Here is a 17,383-nt window from a genome sequence, read left to right as displayed (position 1 = left end):
TGTAAAAATTTGGAGATAATCTCTCCTATAAGGTTGAAATTAGGTGCGTTTTCTTGAGATAATCGTACTTAATTTTATTTTGGGCGATTTGTGGCATATACTATTTGAATTTATCGAAAAATAATCATTGTAAAATTTTTCGCAAAACAGACCGCTTGCCATTGCTAATTAAAGGCAGTAAGGCATAAGCGGTCGTTTTCTTTCCACAAGTCGAGTTGTTTAAATTAGTTGTCGAATAAATGAAGAAAAAATAATGGCTGAAAAACGTAATATTTTCTTAGTAGGACCTATGGGTGCAGGAAAAAGCACCATTGGGCGCCAGCTAGCGCAAATGTTAAATATGGATTTTATTGATTCTGATTCCGTAATTGAAGAACGCGCTGGCGCAGATATTGATTGGATCTTTGACGTAGAAGGCGAAGCTGGTTTCCGTAAACGTGAAGAGAGAATTATTAATGAATTAACCCAAAATCAAGGTGTAGTGCTTTCAACTGGCGGTGGTTCGGTATTATCAAAAGATAACCGTAATGTACTTTCTGCGCGAGGTATTGTGATCTACTTAGAAACAACGGTAGATAAACAATTTGAGCGTACACAACGTGATAAAAAACGTCCATTACTACAAACTGAAGATCCACGTAAAACCCTTGAAGAATTAGCAAAAATTCGCAATCCATTGTACGAAGAAATTGCGGATATTACATTGCAAACCGATGAGCAAAGCGCAAAAGTTGTTGCGACTCACATCATTGAGCTAATTGATAATCTACAGTAAACCACAAGGGGCAAGATATGTTGCAAGTAAATGTTGAATTAAAAGAACGTCGTTATCCGATTACCATTGGCGCTGGCTTATTAACGGATCCTCAAAGTTACGCACCACTAAAAGCGGGTGATAAGGTAATGATTGTATCTAATCCAACAGTTGCCGAACACTATCTTGCCACGGTTCAACACACGCTAACCCAATTAGGTTGCCATGTTGATACGGTACTCATCCCAGACGGGGAAAAATACAAAACGCTAGACTCTCTCAATATGATTTTTACTGCTTTATTAGAAAAAAATCATAACCGAGACACCACCTTAATTGCATTAGGTGGGGGTGTTATCGGTGATGTTGCAGGCTATGCAGCAGCGTCTTATCAACGAGGTATTCGCTTTATTCAGATTCCCACTACTTTACTTGCTCAAGTAGATTCTTCAGTGGGAGGAAAAACTGCAGTTAATCATCCTTTAGGTAAGAATATGATTGGCGCATTTTACCAACCAATTTCGGTAATTATTGATACCAATAGCCTACACACTTTAGCTAAACGAGAAGTGAGTGCAGGTTTAGCGGAAGTGATCAAATATGGCGCAATTTTCGATATCAACTTCTTTGAATGGTTAGAGCAAAATATTGATAAACTCGTATCGCTTGACCAAGATGCACTAGAATACTGTATTCAACGTTGTTGCCAACTAAAAGCTGATGTTGTTGCGCGAGATGAAACTGAAAAAGGTGATCGTGCACTCTTAAATTTAGGGCATACTTTTGGTCATGCCATTGAAGCACATATGGGCTATGGGAACTGGTTGCATGGTGAAGGTGTATCCGTTGGTATGTTAGAAGCAGCAGAGCTATCCCGCATTCTTGGCGATTTAACTAAAGAAGATGTTGCTCGCCTTGAGAAATTATTAGCTCGCGCAGTGTTACCTACAATTTCTCCCGATAATATGGCACCAGCTGAATATCTTCCTTATATGTGGCGTGATAAAAAAGTGCTTGGCGGTCAATTACGTTTAATTTTATTAAAATCTCTTGGTCAAGCTTATGTGGGTTCACAAGCAACAGAAGCACAAGTTTTAGCCGCAATAGAGCGTTTTACTCAACACTAATTTATGAGTCATCACAAACGTGCATTCTTAAAATGGGCGGGCGGTAAATATCGCCTAACCCCAGAAATCAATAAACATTTGCCCCCTCAGCCAGCTCAGGGGGCTTGTTTCGTTGAGCCGTTTGTAGGTGCGGGGTCAGTTTTTTTAAATACTGATTATGATCGCTATCTCCTTGCTGATATTAACCCAGATCTTATCAATCTTTTTAATATCGTGAAGCAAGATGTTGAACACTATATTCAACAAGCGAGAGCACTATTTTTGGCAACCGATGCAAATAGTGAAGCATTTTATTACGCTCGCCGCCAAGAATTTAACCAATCCGAAGATCAATTTCGCCGTGCGGTACTCTTTCTATATTTGAATCGTTTTGGCTTTAATGGATTATGTCGTTACAACCAAAAACGAGAATATAATGTGCCATTTGGCGCATATAAAACACATTATTTTCCAGAACAGGAGCTGCGCTTTTTTGCCCAAAAAGCCCAAAAAGCACAATTTATTTGCGCCGATTTTGAGGAAGTCTTCCAATTATTGGAGCAGCAACCAGACAATTATATTGTCTATTGTGATCCTCCTTATGCTCCACTTCAACAGGAAAGTAATTTTACCAACTATGCAGGTGGCGGATTTAGCCTTGCTCAACAAACCTTGCTTGCTGAGTATGCTAAACAAGCACAGGCAAACAAAATTCCTGTTTTAATTTCAAATCATGATACGGCATTCACCCGTAAAATTTATAAAGGCGCAAAAATAAAAAAAATCAAAGTTCAACGTTCTATTAGTCAAAAAGGCGATACTCGCATAAAAGTTGATGAATTATTCGCGCTTTTTGCTTAATACATTTTGGTAAAAATTTCTAAAAATCAGACCGCTTATCGGTCTTTAGTCCCTTAGGAGTAACAATGACAAATAAACCTGTAGAACGCCAATCGTGGTCGAATCGATTGGCTTATGTTATGACTGTTGCTGGTGCAACTGTCGGTTTTGGTGCAACATGGCGCTTCCCTTATCTTGTGGGTGAAAATGGTGGTGGGGCCTACGTATTTCTCTTCTGTGTTGCGATGATCGTTATTGGTATTCCGATGATCCTTGTTGAAAATGTAATTGGCCGTCGGATTAAAGTGAATGCTATTGATGCCTTTGGTGGAACTGCAAACGGCAAAAAAATTGCCTCAGGCTGGAAAATTTTAGGTTATATGGGCTTACTCGGTGCCTTTGGTATTTTGGCTTACTATATGGTGCTTGGTGGCTGGGTATTAAATTATATCGGGAGCTTATTAAGCGGAACATTAGATCTTTCTTCACCTGTAACTGTTGAAACAACAGCGGCCTACTATAAAGAAAGCATCCAAAACAGCCCGCTTGCAATTATTGGCTGTACTGCTATTTTTGTGTTAGTAAACTATTTTATTTTAGTAAAAGGCATCGTTGATGGCATTGAACGCTCAGTAAAATATCTCATGCCAATTTTATTTATTTTCCTGCTTGTTATGGTTATTCGTAATGTAACTTTACCTGGTGCAGCTGAAGGTATTTCATTCTACCTTATGCCTGATTTTTCAAAAATCACTCCTAAGCTCTTCGTCTTCGTATTAGGCCAAGTATTCTTCGCATTAAGCTTAGGTTTCGGCGTATTAATTACCCTATCAAGCTATTTAGACAAAAATGAAAACTTAGTAAAAACTGCAACAATTACAGGCGTAATGAATACTTTAATTGCAGTGCTAGCTGGATTTATGATCTTCCCATCGCTCTTTAGCTTTGGTGTTGCACCAAACTCTGGACCAACTTTAGTATTCCAAAGTTTACCAATCGTATTCTCAAATATGTGGGGAGGTACAGCATTTGCTGTTATTTTCTTTAGTTTATTAGTAGTCGCTGCCTTAACCACTTCCCTCACCATTTACGAAGTAATTATCACTGCACTACAAGAAAAAACCAAAATGGGACGAAAAGCTACAATTGCAGTGACATTAGGCACCATCTTTGTGATAGGAAATATCCCATCAGTATTAGGCGATAATGAATGGAAACATATCACTATTATGGGGAAAAGTATTTTTGATGCTTTTGACTATATTAGCGGTAATATTCTATTTATTTTAACTGCATTAGGTAGTGCAATCTTTGTTGGTTTCGTACTCAAAGACGACGCAAAAGCTGAATTAGGAGCAGGAAAAACCTTCACTAATCTTTGGTTTAACTATGTTAGATTTGTAATTCCAGTGATTATTTTAGTGATTTTCTTTAACTCACTTTAACCCCCCCAAAAAAAAAGCTATTCAGTAATGAATAGCTTTTTATGTATAAAACAAGCGGTCAGATTTGCTAATGTTTTCGAAATTATGTAGAAAAAGTACAAAAGGCTAATTTATTTCAATGATGTAGTAACTGTGTCTAACTTAAAAAAGTTAGGCACAGTCTTAAAAATGCCTACATAACAGCTACATAATAACGAATTTTTTTGCAAATTTAACCGCTTGATTTTAACTAGCAACTAACGCCATGCTTTGAATTGGTTAATTAAGCCATTGGTAGAGCTATCGTGGCTAGTAATTTGTTCTGCATTTTGTAATTCAGGTAAAATACGGTTAGCTAATTGCTTACCTAGTTCAACACCCCATTGATCGAAACTATAGATATTGAAAATTACCCCCTGTACGAAGATCTTATGTTCATACATTGCAATTAACGCACCTAAAGTAAACGGCGTAATTTTTTGCACTAAGATCGAGTTAGTTGGCTTATTACCTGTAAATACTTTAAATGGCACAATTTCTGCTACGTCAGCTAAATTTTTACCTGCAGCGACGAATTCTGCTTCCACAGTTTCTTTTGATTTACCAAACGCAAGCGCTTCAGTTTGTGCAAAGAAATTCGATAATAATTTTGCGTGATGATCACCAACTGGGTTATGTGTTTGTACTGGTGCAATAAAATCACAAGGAATCAATTTAGTACCTTGGTGAATTAATTGATAAAAAGCATGCTGACCATTCGTGCCTGGCTCACCCCATACAATTGGACCAGTTTGATAGGTAACTGGATGACCATCTCGACCTACAAATTTACCATTTGATTCCATATTACCTTGTTGGAAATAAGCTGCAAAACGGTGTAAATATTGATCATAAGGTAATAACGCTTCTGTTTCAGCTCCGAGAAAATTGCTATTCCAAATACCAATTAATGCTAATGTTGTTGGAATATTTTGCTCGATCGGCGCTATGCGGAAGTGCTTATCCATTGCATGGGCACCTGAAAGTAGCGCTTCAAAATTATCAAAGCCAAGTGATAGCGCAATAGAAAGACCAATTGCAGACCATAAAGAATAACGTCCACCAACCCAATCCCAAAATTCGAACATATTTGCTGTATCAATACCAAATTTTGCTACTTCAGCTGCATTGGTAGAAAGTGCTGCAAAATGTTTTGCAACTGCAGATTCATCTTTTGCCGCCGCAAGTAACCATTCACGTGCTGTTAAAGCATTGGTCATTGTTTCTTGAGTAGTAAAGGTTTTTGATGCTACTAATACTAGCGTTGTTTCAGGATTTACTTTTTTCAACACTTCTGCAATATGAGTACCATCTACATTAGAAACAAAATGCATATTCAAGTGATTTTTATATGGACGTAGTGCTTCAGTCACCATATAAGGACCTAAATCTGAACCACCGATACCAATATTAATTACATCTGTAATCGCTTTACCTGTATAGCCTTTCCAGCTACCAGAAATAATACGTTCACAGAAATCTTTCATTTTAGCTAATACTGCATTTACCTCTGGCATTACATCTTTACCATCAACCATAACTGGCGCATTTGAGCGGTTACGTAATGCGGTATGAAGTACTGCACGATTTTCCGTACGGTTAATTTTTTGCCCTGAGAACATCGCTTCTGTCGCAGAGGCTAAACCGCATTCATTAGCTAATTGACGTAATAATTCTAATGTTTTTTGGTTAATCGCATTTTTAGAAAAATCGACAAGAATTTGTTGTTCAAAATTTAAGTGATATTTATCAAAACGATTAGCATCTTCAGCAAATAGCTGAGGGATATTTAAATTATCAGATTTATGCTGTTCTAAAGCAGCCCAAGCTGCTGTCTGCGTTGGATTAATATTTTGCATATTAAAGGTCCTTTTGCTGATTAAAATTAAAAATGAAATTAATCTTGTGATTGAGATTTTTCAAGCTCTTCAAGACGTTTTTCTAATGCATTGAGCTTTTCACGGGTACGAAGTAATACTTGAGATTGCACATCAAATTCTTCTCTGGTCACAATATCAAGTTTAGCTAATTGGGCTTGTAAAATTTGTCGAAATTTTTCTTCAAGATCATTACCTACATTTTTAAGAGGCTGAGGTAATGCATTGTGGAGTTGCTGAGCCAAGGACTCAAGATTCTTTGGATTTAACATTCACTTTCTCCTTATAAGAATAGCAGTTAATTTTAATTAATTTTTAGTTAAATCTAAAGCAGAGAATAAGAATAATTGAGAATAAATTAAAAATAAAATTGACTTATTAATAATAACAAGAAAGAAGTATAAGAAGATGGCTGGGGTACTAGGATTCGAACCTAGGAATGCCGAGATCAAAACCCGGTGCCTTACCGCTTGGCGATACCCCAAAATAAAAAAACTAACATTTAGTTAGCTTTATTTATGAAATGCAATTAGATGGCTGGGGTACTAGGATTCGAACCTAGGGATGCCGAGATCAAAACCCGGTGCCTTACCGCTTGGCGATACCCCAACACTAATTTTTTGTAAGACAATAAATGGTGCGGGAAGAGGGACTTGAACCCACACACCTCGCGGCGCCAGAACCTAAATCTGGTGCGTCTACCAATTTCGCCATTCCCGCAAATGGTGGCTACAGCGAGATTCGAACTTGCGACCCCAACATTATGAGTGTTGTGCTCTAACCAGCTGAGCTATGTAGCCATTTTCATTTTTGCGTTCACCATATCGGCTTACGGGGTGTATTATGCTGATTTTATTTGTCTTCGTCAAACACTTTTTTTAAAAAAGTGAATTATTTTGCTTGTTTGGCTACTCATTGCTCATTTTGTTATAAAAATAACAAAAAAATGCTTATTTTATAATAAGTTATAGAATGCTATTTTACATTTTCCATTGCTAATTTAAGCTTAGCCAAGGCAGTTTCTACATCAGGAAATTTATTTTCCCAGAGTTTAAAAGCAAAAGCGGCTTGACCAACTAACATCCCTAACCCATCTTGGTAACGTAAAGCACCACAGCTACGTGCGTAATTTAGAAATGGCGTTTGCATATTAAGAGCATACTGCATATCGTAAACCGCAGCCTCTTTAAACAGCTCCGTAGCTAAAGGTACAAACTTCCCTTGTAGCCCTAACGAGGTTGCATTAATAATCAAATCAAATTGTTGGGTTGCCACCTGTTCTAATGAAGCGGTCTGAATTTCGCCGTATTTTGCAAATTTTTCTACTAAATCTACCGCTTTATCTAATGTACGGTTATAAAGTGTAATTTGTTGGTTTGCTTGCAGAAGTGGAAAAAGCACGCCTTTTGTTGCGCCTCCCGCACCTAAAATAAGAATACGTTGATTCGGCTTTAACCACCCTAAACGTTCTAAGTCAGAACAAAGCCCAAAACCATCCGTATTATCGGCATATAAGCGTCCATCATCTAATCGTTTCAAGGTATTGCAAGCTTCTGCTAACAAACATCCTTCACTATGCTCATCGGCTAATGCAAATGCTCTTTCTTTAAAAGGCGCCGTAATATTAGCCCCTTTAGCCCCCTCCGCAAAAAACTGTTTCAGTTGGCTCTCAAATTGCTGTTCATCACCTAATTTAGCAATATAGCTGAGTGATTTTCCTGTTTGTTCTGCAAATAATTGATGAATTTGTGGAGACTTACTTTGCGCAATCGGGTTCCCCCATACTGCATACTGGTTCATAGTATTTACCCTTGTCTAAAAATATGTTGTGTAAAAATGTCTCGGATTTCAGAAGGATTTGTTTTTCCGCCAGTATTGGCTTCCAATACAGGAAAATTTTCACCAAATTGTGCCTTAACTTCTAACGCTGTTCGACAGGGCGCTTTACCTGTTAAATTACAACTTGTAGATGTCAAAGCAAAACCCGTTGCTTGACACAACTCAACAACAGCTGGTACACGGCACAAACGCACTGCAATAGAACTAAATTGTCCCGTTAAATAGCGAGGAACACTCTGTTTAGCAGGCATTACCCAAGTAATCGCTTGCTCACCGATATTTTCAAAAATCTTCCAATGTTCGGCTGTTAATTGCGTTTCATCTATATAAGGCAATAGCAATTCTTTATCAGGAGCGATAAGAATCAATCCTTTTGCTTTCGGGCGATTTTTCAAGGTAAGTAAAGCTTGCACCGCTGATTCACTTAATGGGTTACAACCTAAGCCGAATACAGCTTCAGTTGGATAAGCCACAACCTTATTCTGCTTTAATTGCTCAACAATTTTTTCTAAATTATTCATTTTCTTCACTAAATAGGTGTTGGCAGAGTTTATTGGCACACACAAACATAGATTTCCCGCGTTGTTTTTTCAATGTTACAAGCGGATATTGGCATTGGGGGCAAGTTTTTAAAATAGGTTTACTCGCAACGGTAAACTTACAAAGCGGAAAACCACTACAACCATAAAATATTTTGCCCGTTCGCCCTTTTCTAGCCACTAATTTATGTGTTTTACACTCAGGACAATCAAATTCATCCTGCTCTTCAATTTCATCATGAACAGTAAAATGACATTCTGGATAATGGCTACAACCAATAAAAATTCCGAAATTACCCTGTTTTAATTGCAAAAAATGTCCGCATTCAGGACAAGTCTCAGTTAAATCTTTAATCACATGATTGGTCTGATGTAATGGTTTTATGTAGTTACATTGCGGATAACTACTACAACCTAAAAATAAACCTTGTTTTCCTCGTTTAATTTGTAATACGGCACCACAATCAGGACAAATTTCTACTTGTTTCGTTGATTTAAAAATACTCATTCAATTAATTCAAACTCAATCACAAAAAAGTCATTATCATTCGGATAGATATCTTTGATTACTTGTTTCAATTCAGCTAAAGACATATTTTCTTGTTTGGCATGTTGCTCATTTAATTGTTCGAAATGAATTGGAGTGACAGAAATCACTCTAATATGAGCAAACAAACGATTAGTTTCATTAGTAAAAACCTTTAGTTCTTGCTGTGGTTGAAAGTAAGATTCAGATTTATCTCGAATAGTAATAGTTTTCTTACCTGCTAAAATATCCACTTCAAAACGGCTAAAAAAAGTGATTTTATTCATATTCTGTGTCATTGTAATCTAGTTCCATTAAATGGCTAAAATGATCATTGAAGAAGCCTCGACTACACATAAAGTGCCATATTTTTTGTTTTGCTTTCATATCCCATACAAGCGGTCGTTTTTTCTCAAAAACTTGCTCCGCAAGCATAAACCAATCAATTTCAGCCTTCTCCAATTCTTGGCTTATTAACCAATCTTTAATACCTTTCAAACGAAGTTCTTGCTTTAAGCGACGAGGCCCTATCCCCTGTTGAGCTCGATAGCGAATAAAACTAGCGCAATAGCGCTCATCACTTTGCCAGTTATTCATTTGCGCCCTCTCAAGAGCGCGATCTATTTCTTCCTGACTATAATCTTTCTGAATTAGTTTTCGTCGTAATTCTTGCTCACTGTAATCTCGTTTAGAAAGTAAATATAACAGATAATTTACTGCTGTGTAGTTCGCCATACTAAAATAAACAGATTAAATAGATAAAACAAATGCGGCTTCTACATTTGCAGAAACCGCATTTTTACTATAATTCTTATTCGTTAAACTCTTCGTCTTCAAAATCATTAACATCGTCGGCATCTAAGATGCTTTGCTCACCCGCTAATATTTTTTCTGGTGCTGAAATAAGTTTCTCACGAATTTCTTGTTCAATTTTGTTCGCAATTTCTGTATTTTCTTTTAACCATTTAATTGCGTTATTTTTACCTTGACCGATTTTAGTTCCTTCGTACGAGAACCAAGCTCCCGCTTTTTGGATAAAGCCATTTGCTTCAGCAAGAATCAATAATTCATTCATACGAGAAATACCTTCACCATACATAATATCGAATTGTACTTCACGGAATGGTGGAGCGACTTTATTCTTCACGATTTTCACTTTTGTCTCGCTACCAACCACTTCATCACCGTCTTTTACCACACCTGAACGGCGGATATCTAAACGTACTGAAGCGTAGAACTTAAGTGCATTACCACCAGTAGTTGTTTCTGGGTTACCAAACATCACGCCAATTTTCATACGAATTTGGTTGATGAATACCACTAAACAGTTGGTCGCTTTAATATTTGCAGTTAATTTACGTAATGCTTGTGACATTAGGCGTGCTTGTAAGCCCATATGAGAATCCCCCATATCGCCTTCAATCTCTGCTTTAGGCGTTAAAGCGGCTACAGAGTCCACAATAATTACGTCCACTGCACCAGATCGTACTAACGCATCACAAATTTCAAGTGCTTGCTCGCCATTATCAGGCTGAGAAATTAAAAGTGCATCGGTATCCACACCAAGCTTACGGGCATAGACAGGATCAAGCGCATGCTCCGCATCAATAAATGCACAGGTTTTACCTGATTTTTGTGCTTGTGCAATAACAGATAACGTTAATGTTGTTTTACCAGAAGATTCAGGACCATAAATCTCAACAATTCGTCCCATTGGTAAACCACCAATTCCTAATGCAGCATCTAAACCAATTGAACCCGTGGAAACAGCTTCAATATCAAGCGCTTGAGTATCACCTAAACGCATGATAGAACCTTTACCAAATTGTTTTTCAATTTGAGCAAGCGCTGCTGCTAATGCTTTTTCTTTTTGTTCTGGATCGATTTGTTTTGTTACTGTGTTTTTTTGCGCTTTTTTGTTATCTGCTGCCATAGTTTTGTCCTTTGCAAACTTTTCTGAAAAAACGACCGTTTGTCGTCAATTAACTGTGTATTATTATAGTGTTTACTTATACAGTTTCAAGCGTTTTTTTACGGTTTTTCAATCTCGTCCTTAAAATCGATCACAGAAATCGGTAATGCTCTTTGTAAATCAAACGGGTTCAATGCATTTACCATCATAATTTGATCATAACTCGCGAGATCTTGTGGCGTAATTTCGACTAATTGAACCAACCCTATCTCAATTAATTTGGTTAATTGTGTACCTTTTAATAGATAATCTTGTGAGCTAAACCACTGCCATTGTTTCGCAAAAAGTAAGTTTCCAATAGTACAGTCACTCACTTTGCCATTATTGATAATAATTACTTCGTCACTTTGCAAATTTTTGAGCGAATCTAACCGCTTACGATCACTATATTTAAAGCGATAATCCAAATTCTCAGTATAAACGCATTTAAACCGATTTATTGTGCGAGGCGTATAGTGAAAAAATTGTAGCTGAAACTCACTGGCATTATAGTCAATTCGACAACGAACCAAGCCCTGCTGAAAGTCTGTTGGAACCTGAATTACGTCTGCTAATTGCCATTGAGCTTGAGAGTGAAAATACGTTTGCATCGCCTGTTCAAAACGTTGCTGATGATAAGCCAAATTCTGCGCTTTACCATCAATCACTGAAATTGTTTCAAACAATGGAAATTGGCACATACACTTTCTCCAATAGTTCGTTATATTCATCATTTAACTGACTTTTAGCCGTAATCCCACCGCCACTTCGAAAAATAAGCTGCGAATGTTGCTGTTCAATATAACGAATAGCCACCGCACTTTCTAAATTTTCGCCGTCAAAATAGCCGAAAATACCCGTGTAATAACCTCTCTGCCCTAGTTCTGCCTGCTGAATAATTTCGATAGTTTTCTCTTTCGGGGCACCACTAATTGAGCCTGCAGGCAATAATTTTGCTAATAGTGAACCAATTTCATCTTGCCAATGTTCTGTAAGCTCGCCACAGATTTCTGAACTAGTTTGGTAAATTGCCCCTCGATAGGTTTCCACTTTTTCTAAATAGCGGTATTTAGTCACCTGAATATTTTTCGAAACCAACGCTAAGTCATTACGAATCAAATCGACAATCGTATTATGTTCGGTAAATTCTTTTTCAGATTGCATCAATTTTTCAGCGGCATTCGGTTCATTCGCATTGATAGTACCTTTCATTGGGTAAGAATAAATTTTATTTTGCTGAATCCGCACAAAAGTTTCAGGGGAGAAGCAAACAAACTGCCCTTTCAGCCACAATTTATATTTCGCAGAACTGGCAAAAAATAATTCTTCTAAACTGTAATTTGTTTGAATTTCGGTGGGATAAGTTAAATTCAATAAATAGCTGTTGCCTGCTTGAATTTCACGTTGAACAAGTTCAAATCCTTGTTGGTAAGCTTCAAAGGAAATGGGTGAAAAGAGGAACCCAAACGGTTTATTGATTGATTTCGCATGAATATTCGATTTGCAAAAAAAGTCGAAAAATAGACCGCTTGTCGCAGTTTCTTCCAGTAAACAAATGATTGGTTTTTGCTGTTCAAAATCAATTAAAAAGAAAAATGGGCGTCTCTGCTGTCCCCATTGATTAGCGGTTTGGATAAAATGTTGCATAGATTCAAAATTTGACAAATATTATCGTTATTCTAGGGGAATTTTACATGATTTAGCAATGTTCTTTCACTTTTCATTTTTATGTAGCTTGCTATAATACTACTGTATATTTTTCTATTAGGTTTACTTTTTTATGATCGTCAATGAAATCGGGCTTTATGCTGCGCTTGTTGTGCTCGTAACACTCGCAATCGTACTGTTTTTTCTACAATCACGCTATCAGCGAGATGCGCTTGAACTCTCACAAGATTTGACTAAAGCGCAAGCAGAACTCGCTCAAACATCTCAAAAACTTGAACAACTCACCACAGAAAAAAATCAGATTGAACAATGGGCGATCCAATATAAAACTCAGGTTCAAGTAGGGCTTGAGCGCATTAGTGAAAAAGAAGAACAAATTAACCGCTTACGTCACAAAATTGAGCAAGCTGAACAACAAGAAAATCAATTAGAGCGTTATATTAATGAACTTAAAGAGCGTATCGGCGCATTTCAAGCAAAATCTGAAAGCTTGGAAGAACAATTACAATTCAATCAAAATTCACTTACTCATAAAGAGCAAGAAAATCACTCTTTAGCTACAGCGTTAAATCAAACGCAAAATGAGCTGACGGAATTACGCACTTCATTATCGGAAAAACAAGCCAGTTTTGAAGCACAACAGCGTAATTTTATCGAAGTAAAACAACAGCTAAATGTAGAATTTCAACATTTAGCACAACAAATCCTTGAAGAAAAAACCAAAAGTTTTACTGCTACAAATCAATCATCGTTAGATGCATTACTTAAACCGTTTAAAGAACAAATTGAAGGCTTTCAAAAACGTGTGAATGAAGTGCATAGTGAATCACTCAAAGGCACAGCAAGTTTAGAAGCAGAGCTAAAACGAGTGCTACAAATCGGTGTTTCAATGTCAGAAGAAGCACAAAATCTAACCAATGCACTCAAAGGAAATAATAAAATTGCAGGAAATTGGGGGGAAGTGCAGCTTGAGTCCGCATTACAATCAGCAGGACTGTTAGCGGGTGAACATTACGTTGCTCAAGAAAGTTTCCGAGATCAAGAAGGTAAACGTTTCGCACCCGACTTTGTGGTGCACTTACCCGATCAAAAGCATTTAATTATCGATAGTAAAGTCTCGTTACTTGCTTATGAACAAGCGGTCAGATTTGAAGAAAATTTTGCAATTAATCAAGCATTAGATGAACATTGTAAATCGATTCGAACCCATATTGATAGCTTATCGAAAAAGAATTATAGCTGTTTACAGGGGGTAAAAAGCCCTGATTTTGTGCTGATGTTTGTACCAATTGAGCCTGCTTATATTGAGGCAATGAAACATGATTCGCAGCTATTTAATTATGGCTATGAGCGCAATGTGATTTTGGTTTCCTACACAACACTTATGCCGATTTTACGCACAGTAGCAAACTTGTGGCGTATTGAACGGGGTAATGCCGAAGCAAGAGAAATAAGTGAAAAAGCGGGCGAAATTTATAATCAAGTTTGTATGGTCGCTGATCGTTTAAGCAAATTAGGTAACACACTAAACACAGTAAATAACCAATATAATCAAACAGTTACTTCATTAGTTGGGCGGCAAGGCTTAGTGGGAAAAGTAGAACGCTTCCAGCAACTTTCGACCAAAGCAAGTCAAACCATGCCCGCTGTTGAAATGCTCACTAATGATTTTGATACCAATAAACTCGAACTCATTGCAGAAAAGATTGAAGAAGCCGATGCACAAAACACCTAGTTTATTAATTATTGATAATCACGATTCATTTACTTTTAATCTGGTAGATTTATTCCGCAAAATTGGCGTATCACCTAACGTTGTTTTAGTTGAAAAATTAGTTTTAGATGATGTTGAACATTTTAGTCATATTTTAATTTCACCTGGCCCTGATGTACCAAATGCTTATCCGCAAACCTTTGAAATGCTACAGCGTTTCTATCAAACTAAATCTATTTTAGGGGTTTGTTTAGGTCATCAAACTTTATGTGAATTTTTCGGTGGTGAGTTATACAATCTCAATGCGGTAAGGCATGGGCAGCAACGCCCACTAAAACAGCTTACTGATAATATCCTTTTTCAAGATTTGCCTGAAAGTTTTAATATCGGTTTATATCATTCGTGGGCTATTTCGCAAAAATCTCTCGAAAATACACCGCTTATTGCCACAGCTACCTGTGATCAAAATGTATTAATGGCATTTAAACACCAACATTTACCTATTTACGGTGTCCAATTTCACCCAGAATCCTTTATTACTGAATATGGTGAAAAGATGCTACGTAATTGGTTATTTGGTTAAATATTTTTATCTTTACAGCTTAAATGGTATATATTCTTGTCGTTTTTAGTATATTTATCGACAAGATGCATTAAAGAAGCTGAAATAAATGGTAATGGCTTGTAAAATATAAGAAAAATTAGACCGCTTGTAACAAAGGCTCCAGATTGATTTGGAGCCTTGCTATTTTTACTAACGTTATGCTTTAGTTAAGTCTAAGTCTTTAGTTTCTTTTGAAATAAATAGTGCGATGATAGTTAAGGCTGCATTAGTAGCTAAGTAGATACCTACACCTAAAATACCATAATTAGCATTAATTTTAATTGCAAAAGTTGCAGCTACGGTTGCACCAACAATAGAAGCAAAGTTATATGCTAATGAGGCTCCTGAATAACGTACTTCAGTTGGGAAAAGCTCTGGTAATAGAGCAGCCATAGGCCCAAAAGTTAAGCCCATTAACGCCATACCAACCACTAAGAAAGCAAATACCGAATATGGTGTGCCATTTGAAAGGAAAAGTGGCATTGCTAATCCAAAAACCCCCATCGCAAATGTTACCCATAATAAGAATTTACGGCGTCCAATTTTATCTGCAAAAATACCTGAAATGCTAGTAAATACACCAAATACAATAGCGCTAAGTAGTAATAGACCAGTAAATGTATTCGGCTCAATTCCTAACCCCATTGGATGACCTGCATCAGAAAGTTTTGCTGGTGTTCTTGAATACACTTGTGCAAATGCAGTCATAATATAGAACAACACATAAGTTGCTGTCATGATGAAAGTGCCTAGAATAAGCGGTTTCATATGCTGTTTGAAAATCTCATTTCATTGTTATAAAACGGCTGGAATGCTAACAGTTTCAATAATCTAGAGCAATAACTCAGCAATTAACTCAATTTACACTAAATTTATAAAAAACTACAAAAATATCAAATTCTAGTTAGAAACACTAAATTCATATAAAGTTTATATCATTATGCTTTAACCACTGGTTTTCAGCTTACAAAAATTTTTATCATTTTTTTTACAAAATTAATTAATGCTACAAAGCAATTGTTTCTATAAAGAATTTAGGCATACAATGTTTATGTTCGTACAAATTTTATTACAAAAAAGGAAAGAAAAAATGACAGAAACACAGCAAATTGCGCCAGTTTCAAACTGGCAATCAAAATTAAAAGCAATAGGACCAGGGATTTTAATGGCTTCGGCAGCAGTAGGCGGTTCACATATCGTTGCTTCCACTCAGGCTGGAGCAATTTACGGTTGGCAGTTAGCATTAATTATTATTTTAGCCAATTTATTTAAATACCCATTCTTCCGTTTTGGTGTGCAATATACCTTAAGCTCAAATAAAACTTTATTAGAAGGCTATCAAGAAAAAGGCAAAATCTATCTATGGATCTTTTTCCTCCTGAATGTCGTTGCGGCCATGATAAATACCGCTGCGGTGGGAATCGTAACCGCAGCCATCTTAAAATTCCTATTTTCTGCGCTAGGTTTACAAATTGATCTCAGTATCCCTATTGCCAGCACAATTATTATTGCGATCACTTGGGGAATTTTATTGCTTGGAAAATACCGCTTTTTAGATTCACTTTCTAAATGGATTATGATTGCGCTAACTATTTCTACCGTTACTGCTGTGATTGTTGCTGCGCTAAAAGGCGGTATACAAGTTGCACCTGATTTTATTGAACCAAGCCCTTGGAATCTTGCTTCTCTCGGTTTTATTGTGGCGTTAATGGGCTGGATGCCTGCACCAATTGAAATCTCTGCGATCAACTCTATGTGGGTAGTGGCAAAACGTCGTTTAAATAAAGTGAGTTATGAAGATGGGATCTTTGATTTCAATGTTGGGTTTATAGGTACCGCAATGCTTGCCTTAGTGTTCTTAGCACTAGGTGCATTAGTTCAGTATGGTTCAGGCGAAGTAGTTGAGCAAGCGGGGGTAAAATATATTGCCCAGTTAATTAAAATGTACGCATTTGCAATTGGTGATTGGTCGAAATTATTGATCGCTTTAATTGCATTTATGTGTATGTTCGGCACCACTATTACCGTAATAGATGGTTACTCTCGCGCCAATAATGAAGCATTGCGCTTATTATTGAATAAGCAAGAAAGTACACCTGTAAGCTTAGCGATTTGGATGACAATTACCGCTGCAATCGGTATTTTAATTATCTCGGTATTTATGAGTGATGTAGCAAAAATGCTATCATTTGCAATGATCTGTTCTTTCGTTTCAACACCAATCTTTGCCACATTAAATCTATCGTTAGTGTTGAAAGGTGAACATAAAGTGAAAGGTGGTTTATTTTGGCTATCTATCGCAGGTTTGATTTATCTTTCTGCATTTACATTACTGTTTATTGCGTATGAATTAGGTCTGCTTTCGTAATATAAACATGATCTGCACCCCAAAAGTTGGACTAAACAGCCAACTCACTAAGGTGCAGATTTTTTTATGACTAAATACAATCAATCTTTCAAACAACAAGTCATCGAATTTTATCTTCAAAATGGTAAAAATCG

The 17,383-nt window shown here is 36.8% G+C and carries 17 protein-coding genes, 4 tRNA genes and 1 pseudogene; 7 read left to right on the top strand and 15 right to left on the bottom strand.

All coding sequences use genetic code 11. The annotated features are described in order from the left end of the window. Positions 1-253: 253 nt before the first annotated feature. The 4 genes from aroK (at position 254) to F8M47_RS05325 (ending at position 4,145) form a co-directional block, all read left to right on the top strand. Entirely contained in the window at positions 254-775 is a 522-nt protein-coding gene (aroK, locus tag F8M47_RS05340) for a shikimate kinase AroK (protein ID WP_018652631.1), read from the top strand. 17 nt (positions 776-792) lie between these two features. Continuing rightward, positions 793-1,881: a 3-dehydroquinate synthase gene (gene aroB / locus F8M47_RS05335; RefSeq protein ID WP_150539139.1), complete on the top strand. Its 1,089-nt coding sequence runs from the start codon at positions 793-795 to the stop codon at positions 1,879-1,881. Positions 1,882-1,884: 3 nt separating this feature from the next. Further along, positions 1,885-2,721 (top strand): Dam family site-specific DNA-(adenine-N6)-methyltransferase, encoded by an 837-nt coding sequence (locus F8M47_RS05330; protein WP_150539138.1) that lies wholly within the window; start codon positions 1,885-1,887, stop codon positions 2,719-2,721. A gap of 65 nt (positions 2,722-2,786) precedes the next feature. Continuing rightward, on the top strand, positions 2,787-4,145 hold the full coding sequence (locus F8M47_RS05325; RefSeq protein WP_150539137.1) for a sodium-dependent transporter: 1,359 nt from the start codon (positions 2,787-2,789) through the stop codon (positions 4,143-4,145). A gap of 236 nt (positions 4,146-4,381) precedes the next feature. Here the strand turns inward: F8M47_RS05325 and pgi are convergent, their stop codons facing one another. The 14 genes from pgi to F8M47_RS05255 all read right to left on the bottom strand — a co-directional run bounded on the left by pgi (position 4,382) and on the right by F8M47_RS05255 (position 12,542). Continuing rightward, on the bottom strand, positions 4,382-6,022 hold the full coding sequence (gene pgi, locus F8M47_RS05320; protein ID WP_150539136.1) for a glucose-6-phosphate isomerase: 1,641 nt from the start codon (positions 6,020-6,022) through the stop codon (positions 4,382-4,384). Positions 6,023-6,060: 38 nt separating this feature from the next. Next, positions 6,061-6,312, bottom strand: coding sequence for a ubiquinone biosynthesis accessory factor UbiK (gene ubiK, locus F8M47_RS05315; RefSeq protein ID WP_150539135.1), 252 nt, complete (start codon positions 6,310-6,312; stop codon positions 6,061-6,063). A gap of 137 nt (positions 6,313-6,449) precedes the next feature. Beyond that, positions 6,450-6,524: transfer RNA gene (locus tag F8M47_RS05310), tRNA-Gln, on the bottom strand. 50 nt (positions 6,525-6,574) lie between these two features. Further along, positions 6,575-6,649, bottom strand: a tRNA-Gln gene (locus tag F8M47_RS05305). 26 nt (positions 6,650-6,675) lie between these two features. Beyond that, positions 6,676-6,760, bottom strand: a tRNA-Leu gene (locus F8M47_RS05300). Positions 6,761-6,763: 3 nt separating this feature from the next. Continuing rightward, positions 6,764-6,840: transfer RNA gene (locus F8M47_RS05295), tRNA-Met, on the bottom strand. A 175-nt stretch (positions 6,841-7,015) separates the two neighbouring features. Continuing rightward, positions 7,016-7,840: a shikimate dehydrogenase gene (gene aroE / locus F8M47_RS05290; protein WP_150539134.1), complete on the bottom strand. Its 825-nt coding sequence runs from the start codon at positions 7,838-7,840 to the stop codon at positions 7,016-7,018. A gap of 5 nt (positions 7,841-7,845) precedes the next feature. Then, complete coding sequence (gene tsaC / locus F8M47_RS05285) at positions 7,846-8,400, bottom strand: L-threonylcarbamoyladenylate synthase type 1 TsaC (RefSeq protein WP_150539133.1); 555 nt, start codon at positions 8,398-8,400, stop codon at positions 7,846-7,848. Beyond that, positions 8,393-8,926, bottom strand: a complete 534-nt coding sequence (locus F8M47_RS05280) for a DNA topoisomerase family protein (protein WP_150539132.1) — start codon at positions 8,924-8,926, stop codon at positions 8,393-8,395. Before F8M47_RS05280 ends, tsaC begins: the two co-directional genes overlap by 8 nt. Further along, positions 8,923-9,231, bottom strand: coding sequence for a N(4)-acetylcytidine aminohydrolase (gene yqfB / locus F8M47_RS05275; protein ID WP_150539131.1), 309 nt, complete (start codon positions 9,229-9,231; stop codon positions 8,923-8,925). The genes F8M47_RS05280 and yqfB overlap by 4 nt, the downstream gene beginning before the upstream one ends. Beyond that, positions 9,224-9,679 carry a recombination regulator RecX gene (gene recX / locus F8M47_RS05270; protein WP_150539130.1) on the bottom strand — a complete coding sequence of 152 codons (456 nt, stop codon included), beginning with the start codon at positions 9,677-9,679 and terminating at the stop codon, positions 9,224-9,226. Before recX ends, yqfB begins: the two co-directional genes overlap by 8 nt. 76 nt (positions 9,680-9,755) lie before the next feature. Continuing rightward, entirely contained in the window at positions 9,756-10,877 is a 1,122-nt protein-coding gene (gene recA / locus F8M47_RS05265; RefSeq protein WP_150539129.1) for a recombinase RecA, read from the bottom strand. A 98-nt stretch (positions 10,878-10,975) separates the two neighbouring features. Further along, positions 10,976-11,596 carry an aminotransferase class IV family protein gene (locus F8M47_RS05260; protein WP_150539128.1) on the bottom strand — a complete coding sequence of 207 codons (621 nt, stop codon included), beginning with the start codon at positions 11,594-11,596 and terminating at the stop codon, positions 10,976-10,978. Continuing rightward, entirely contained in the window at positions 11,574-12,542 is a 969-nt protein-coding gene (locus tag F8M47_RS05255) for an aminodeoxychorismate synthase component I (protein ID WP_150539151.1), read from the bottom strand. Before F8M47_RS05255 ends, F8M47_RS05260 begins: the two co-directional genes overlap by 23 nt. 133 nt (positions 12,543-12,675) lie before the next feature. On the opposite strand from F8M47_RS05255, the gene F8M47_RS05250 reads away from it, so the two are divergent. After that, the gene (locus F8M47_RS05250; RefSeq protein ID WP_150539127.1) at positions 12,676-14,298 is read left to right on the top strand and encodes a DNA recombination protein RmuC; all 1,623 of its coding nucleotides are present in this window, start codon (positions 12,676-12,678) and stop codon (positions 14,296-14,298) included. Next, complete coding sequence (locus F8M47_RS05245; RefSeq protein ID WP_150539126.1) at positions 14,282-14,860, top strand: anthranilate synthase component II; 579 nt, start codon at positions 14,282-14,284, stop codon at positions 14,858-14,860. Before F8M47_RS05250 ends, F8M47_RS05245 begins: the two co-directional genes overlap by 17 nt. Positions 14,861-15,037: 177 nt before the next feature. Here the strand turns inward: F8M47_RS05245 and F8M47_RS05240 are convergent. Continuing rightward, a pseudogene (locus F8M47_RS05240) lies at positions 15,038-15,664 on the bottom strand (MFS transporter); the annotation flags it as partial. A 307-nt stretch (positions 15,665-15,971) separates the two neighbouring features. On the opposite strand from F8M47_RS05240, the gene F8M47_RS05235 reads away from it, so the two are divergent. Further along, positions 15,972-17,249 (top strand): NRAMP family divalent metal transporter, encoded by a 1,278-nt coding sequence (locus tag F8M47_RS05235; RefSeq protein WP_150539125.1) that lies wholly within the window; start codon positions 15,972-15,974, stop codon positions 17,247-17,249. Positions 17,250-17,383 lie beyond the last annotated feature (134 nt).

It is taken from the genome of Actinobacillus vicugnae (genome assembly GCF_901687125.1).
Lineage (GTDB): Bacteria > Pseudomonadota > Gammaproteobacteria > Enterobacterales > Pasteurellaceae > Actinobacillus > Actinobacillus vicugnae.
Note: the sequence above shows the minus strand (reverse complement) of the source record. Positions and strands in the feature narration are given on the sequence as shown.

Bases quoted from the DNA above. Each gene is read 5' to 3' on its own strand.
- aroK (WP_018652631.1), top strand. From the start codon at position 254: ATGGCTGAAAAACGTAATATTTTCTTAGTAGGACCTATGGGTGCAGGA.
- ubiK (WP_150539135.1), bottom strand. From the start codon at position 6,312: ATGTTAAATCCAAAGAATCTTGAGTCCTTGGCTCAGCAACTCCACAAT.
- F8M47_RS05245 (WP_150539126.1), top strand. From the start codon at position 14,282: ATGCACAAAACACCTAGTTTATTAATTATTGATAATCACGATTCATTT.
- F8M47_RS05250 (WP_150539127.1), top strand. From the start codon at position 12,676: ATGATCGTCAATGAAATCGGGCTTTATGCTGCGCTTGTTGTGCTCGTA.
- aroB (WP_150539139.1), top strand. From the start codon at position 793: ATGTTGCAAGTAAATGTTGAATTAAAAGAACGTCGTTATCCGATTACC.
- F8M47_RS05235 (WP_150539125.1), top strand. From the start codon at position 15,972: ATGACAGAAACACAGCAAATTGCGCCAGTTTCAAACTGGCAATCAAAA.
- F8M47_RS05330 (WP_150539138.1), top strand. From the start codon at position 1,885: ATGAGTCATCACAAACGTGCATTCTTAAAATGGGCGGGCGGTAAATAT.
- recX (WP_150539130.1), bottom strand. From the start codon at position 9,679: ATGGCGAACTACACAGCAGTAAATTATCTGTTATATTTACTTTCTAAA.
- aroE (WP_150539134.1), bottom strand. From the start codon at position 7,840: ATGAACCAGTATGCAGTATGGGGGAACCCGATTGCGCAAAGTAAGTCT.
- F8M47_RS05255 (WP_150539151.1), bottom strand. From the start codon at position 12,542: ATGCAACATTTTATCCAAACCGCTAATCAATGGGGACAGCAGAGACGC.
- recA (WP_150539129.1), bottom strand. From the start codon at position 10,877: ATGGCAGCAGATAACAAAAAAGCGCAAAAAAACACAGTAACAAAACAA.
- tsaC (WP_150539133.1), bottom strand. From the start codon at position 8,400: ATGAATAATTTAGAAAAAATTGTTGAGCAATTAAAGCAGAATAAGGTT.
- pgi (WP_150539136.1), bottom strand. From the start codon at position 6,022: ATGCAAAATATTAATCCAACGCAGACAGCAGCTTGGGCTGCTTTAGAA.
- F8M47_RS05260 (WP_150539128.1), bottom strand. From the start codon at position 11,596: ATGTGCCAATTTCCATTGTTTGAAACAATTTCAGTGATTGATGGTAAA.
- F8M47_RS05280 (WP_150539132.1), bottom strand. From the start codon at position 8,926: ATGAGTATTTTTAAATCAACGAAACAAGTAGAAATTTGTCCTGATTGT.
- F8M47_RS05325 (WP_150539137.1), top strand. From the start codon at position 2,787: ATGACAAATAAACCTGTAGAACGCCAATCGTGGTCGAATCGATTGGCT.
- yqfB (WP_150539131.1), bottom strand. From the start codon at position 9,231: ATGAATAAAATCACTTTTTTTAGCCGTTTTGAAGTGGATATTTTAGCA.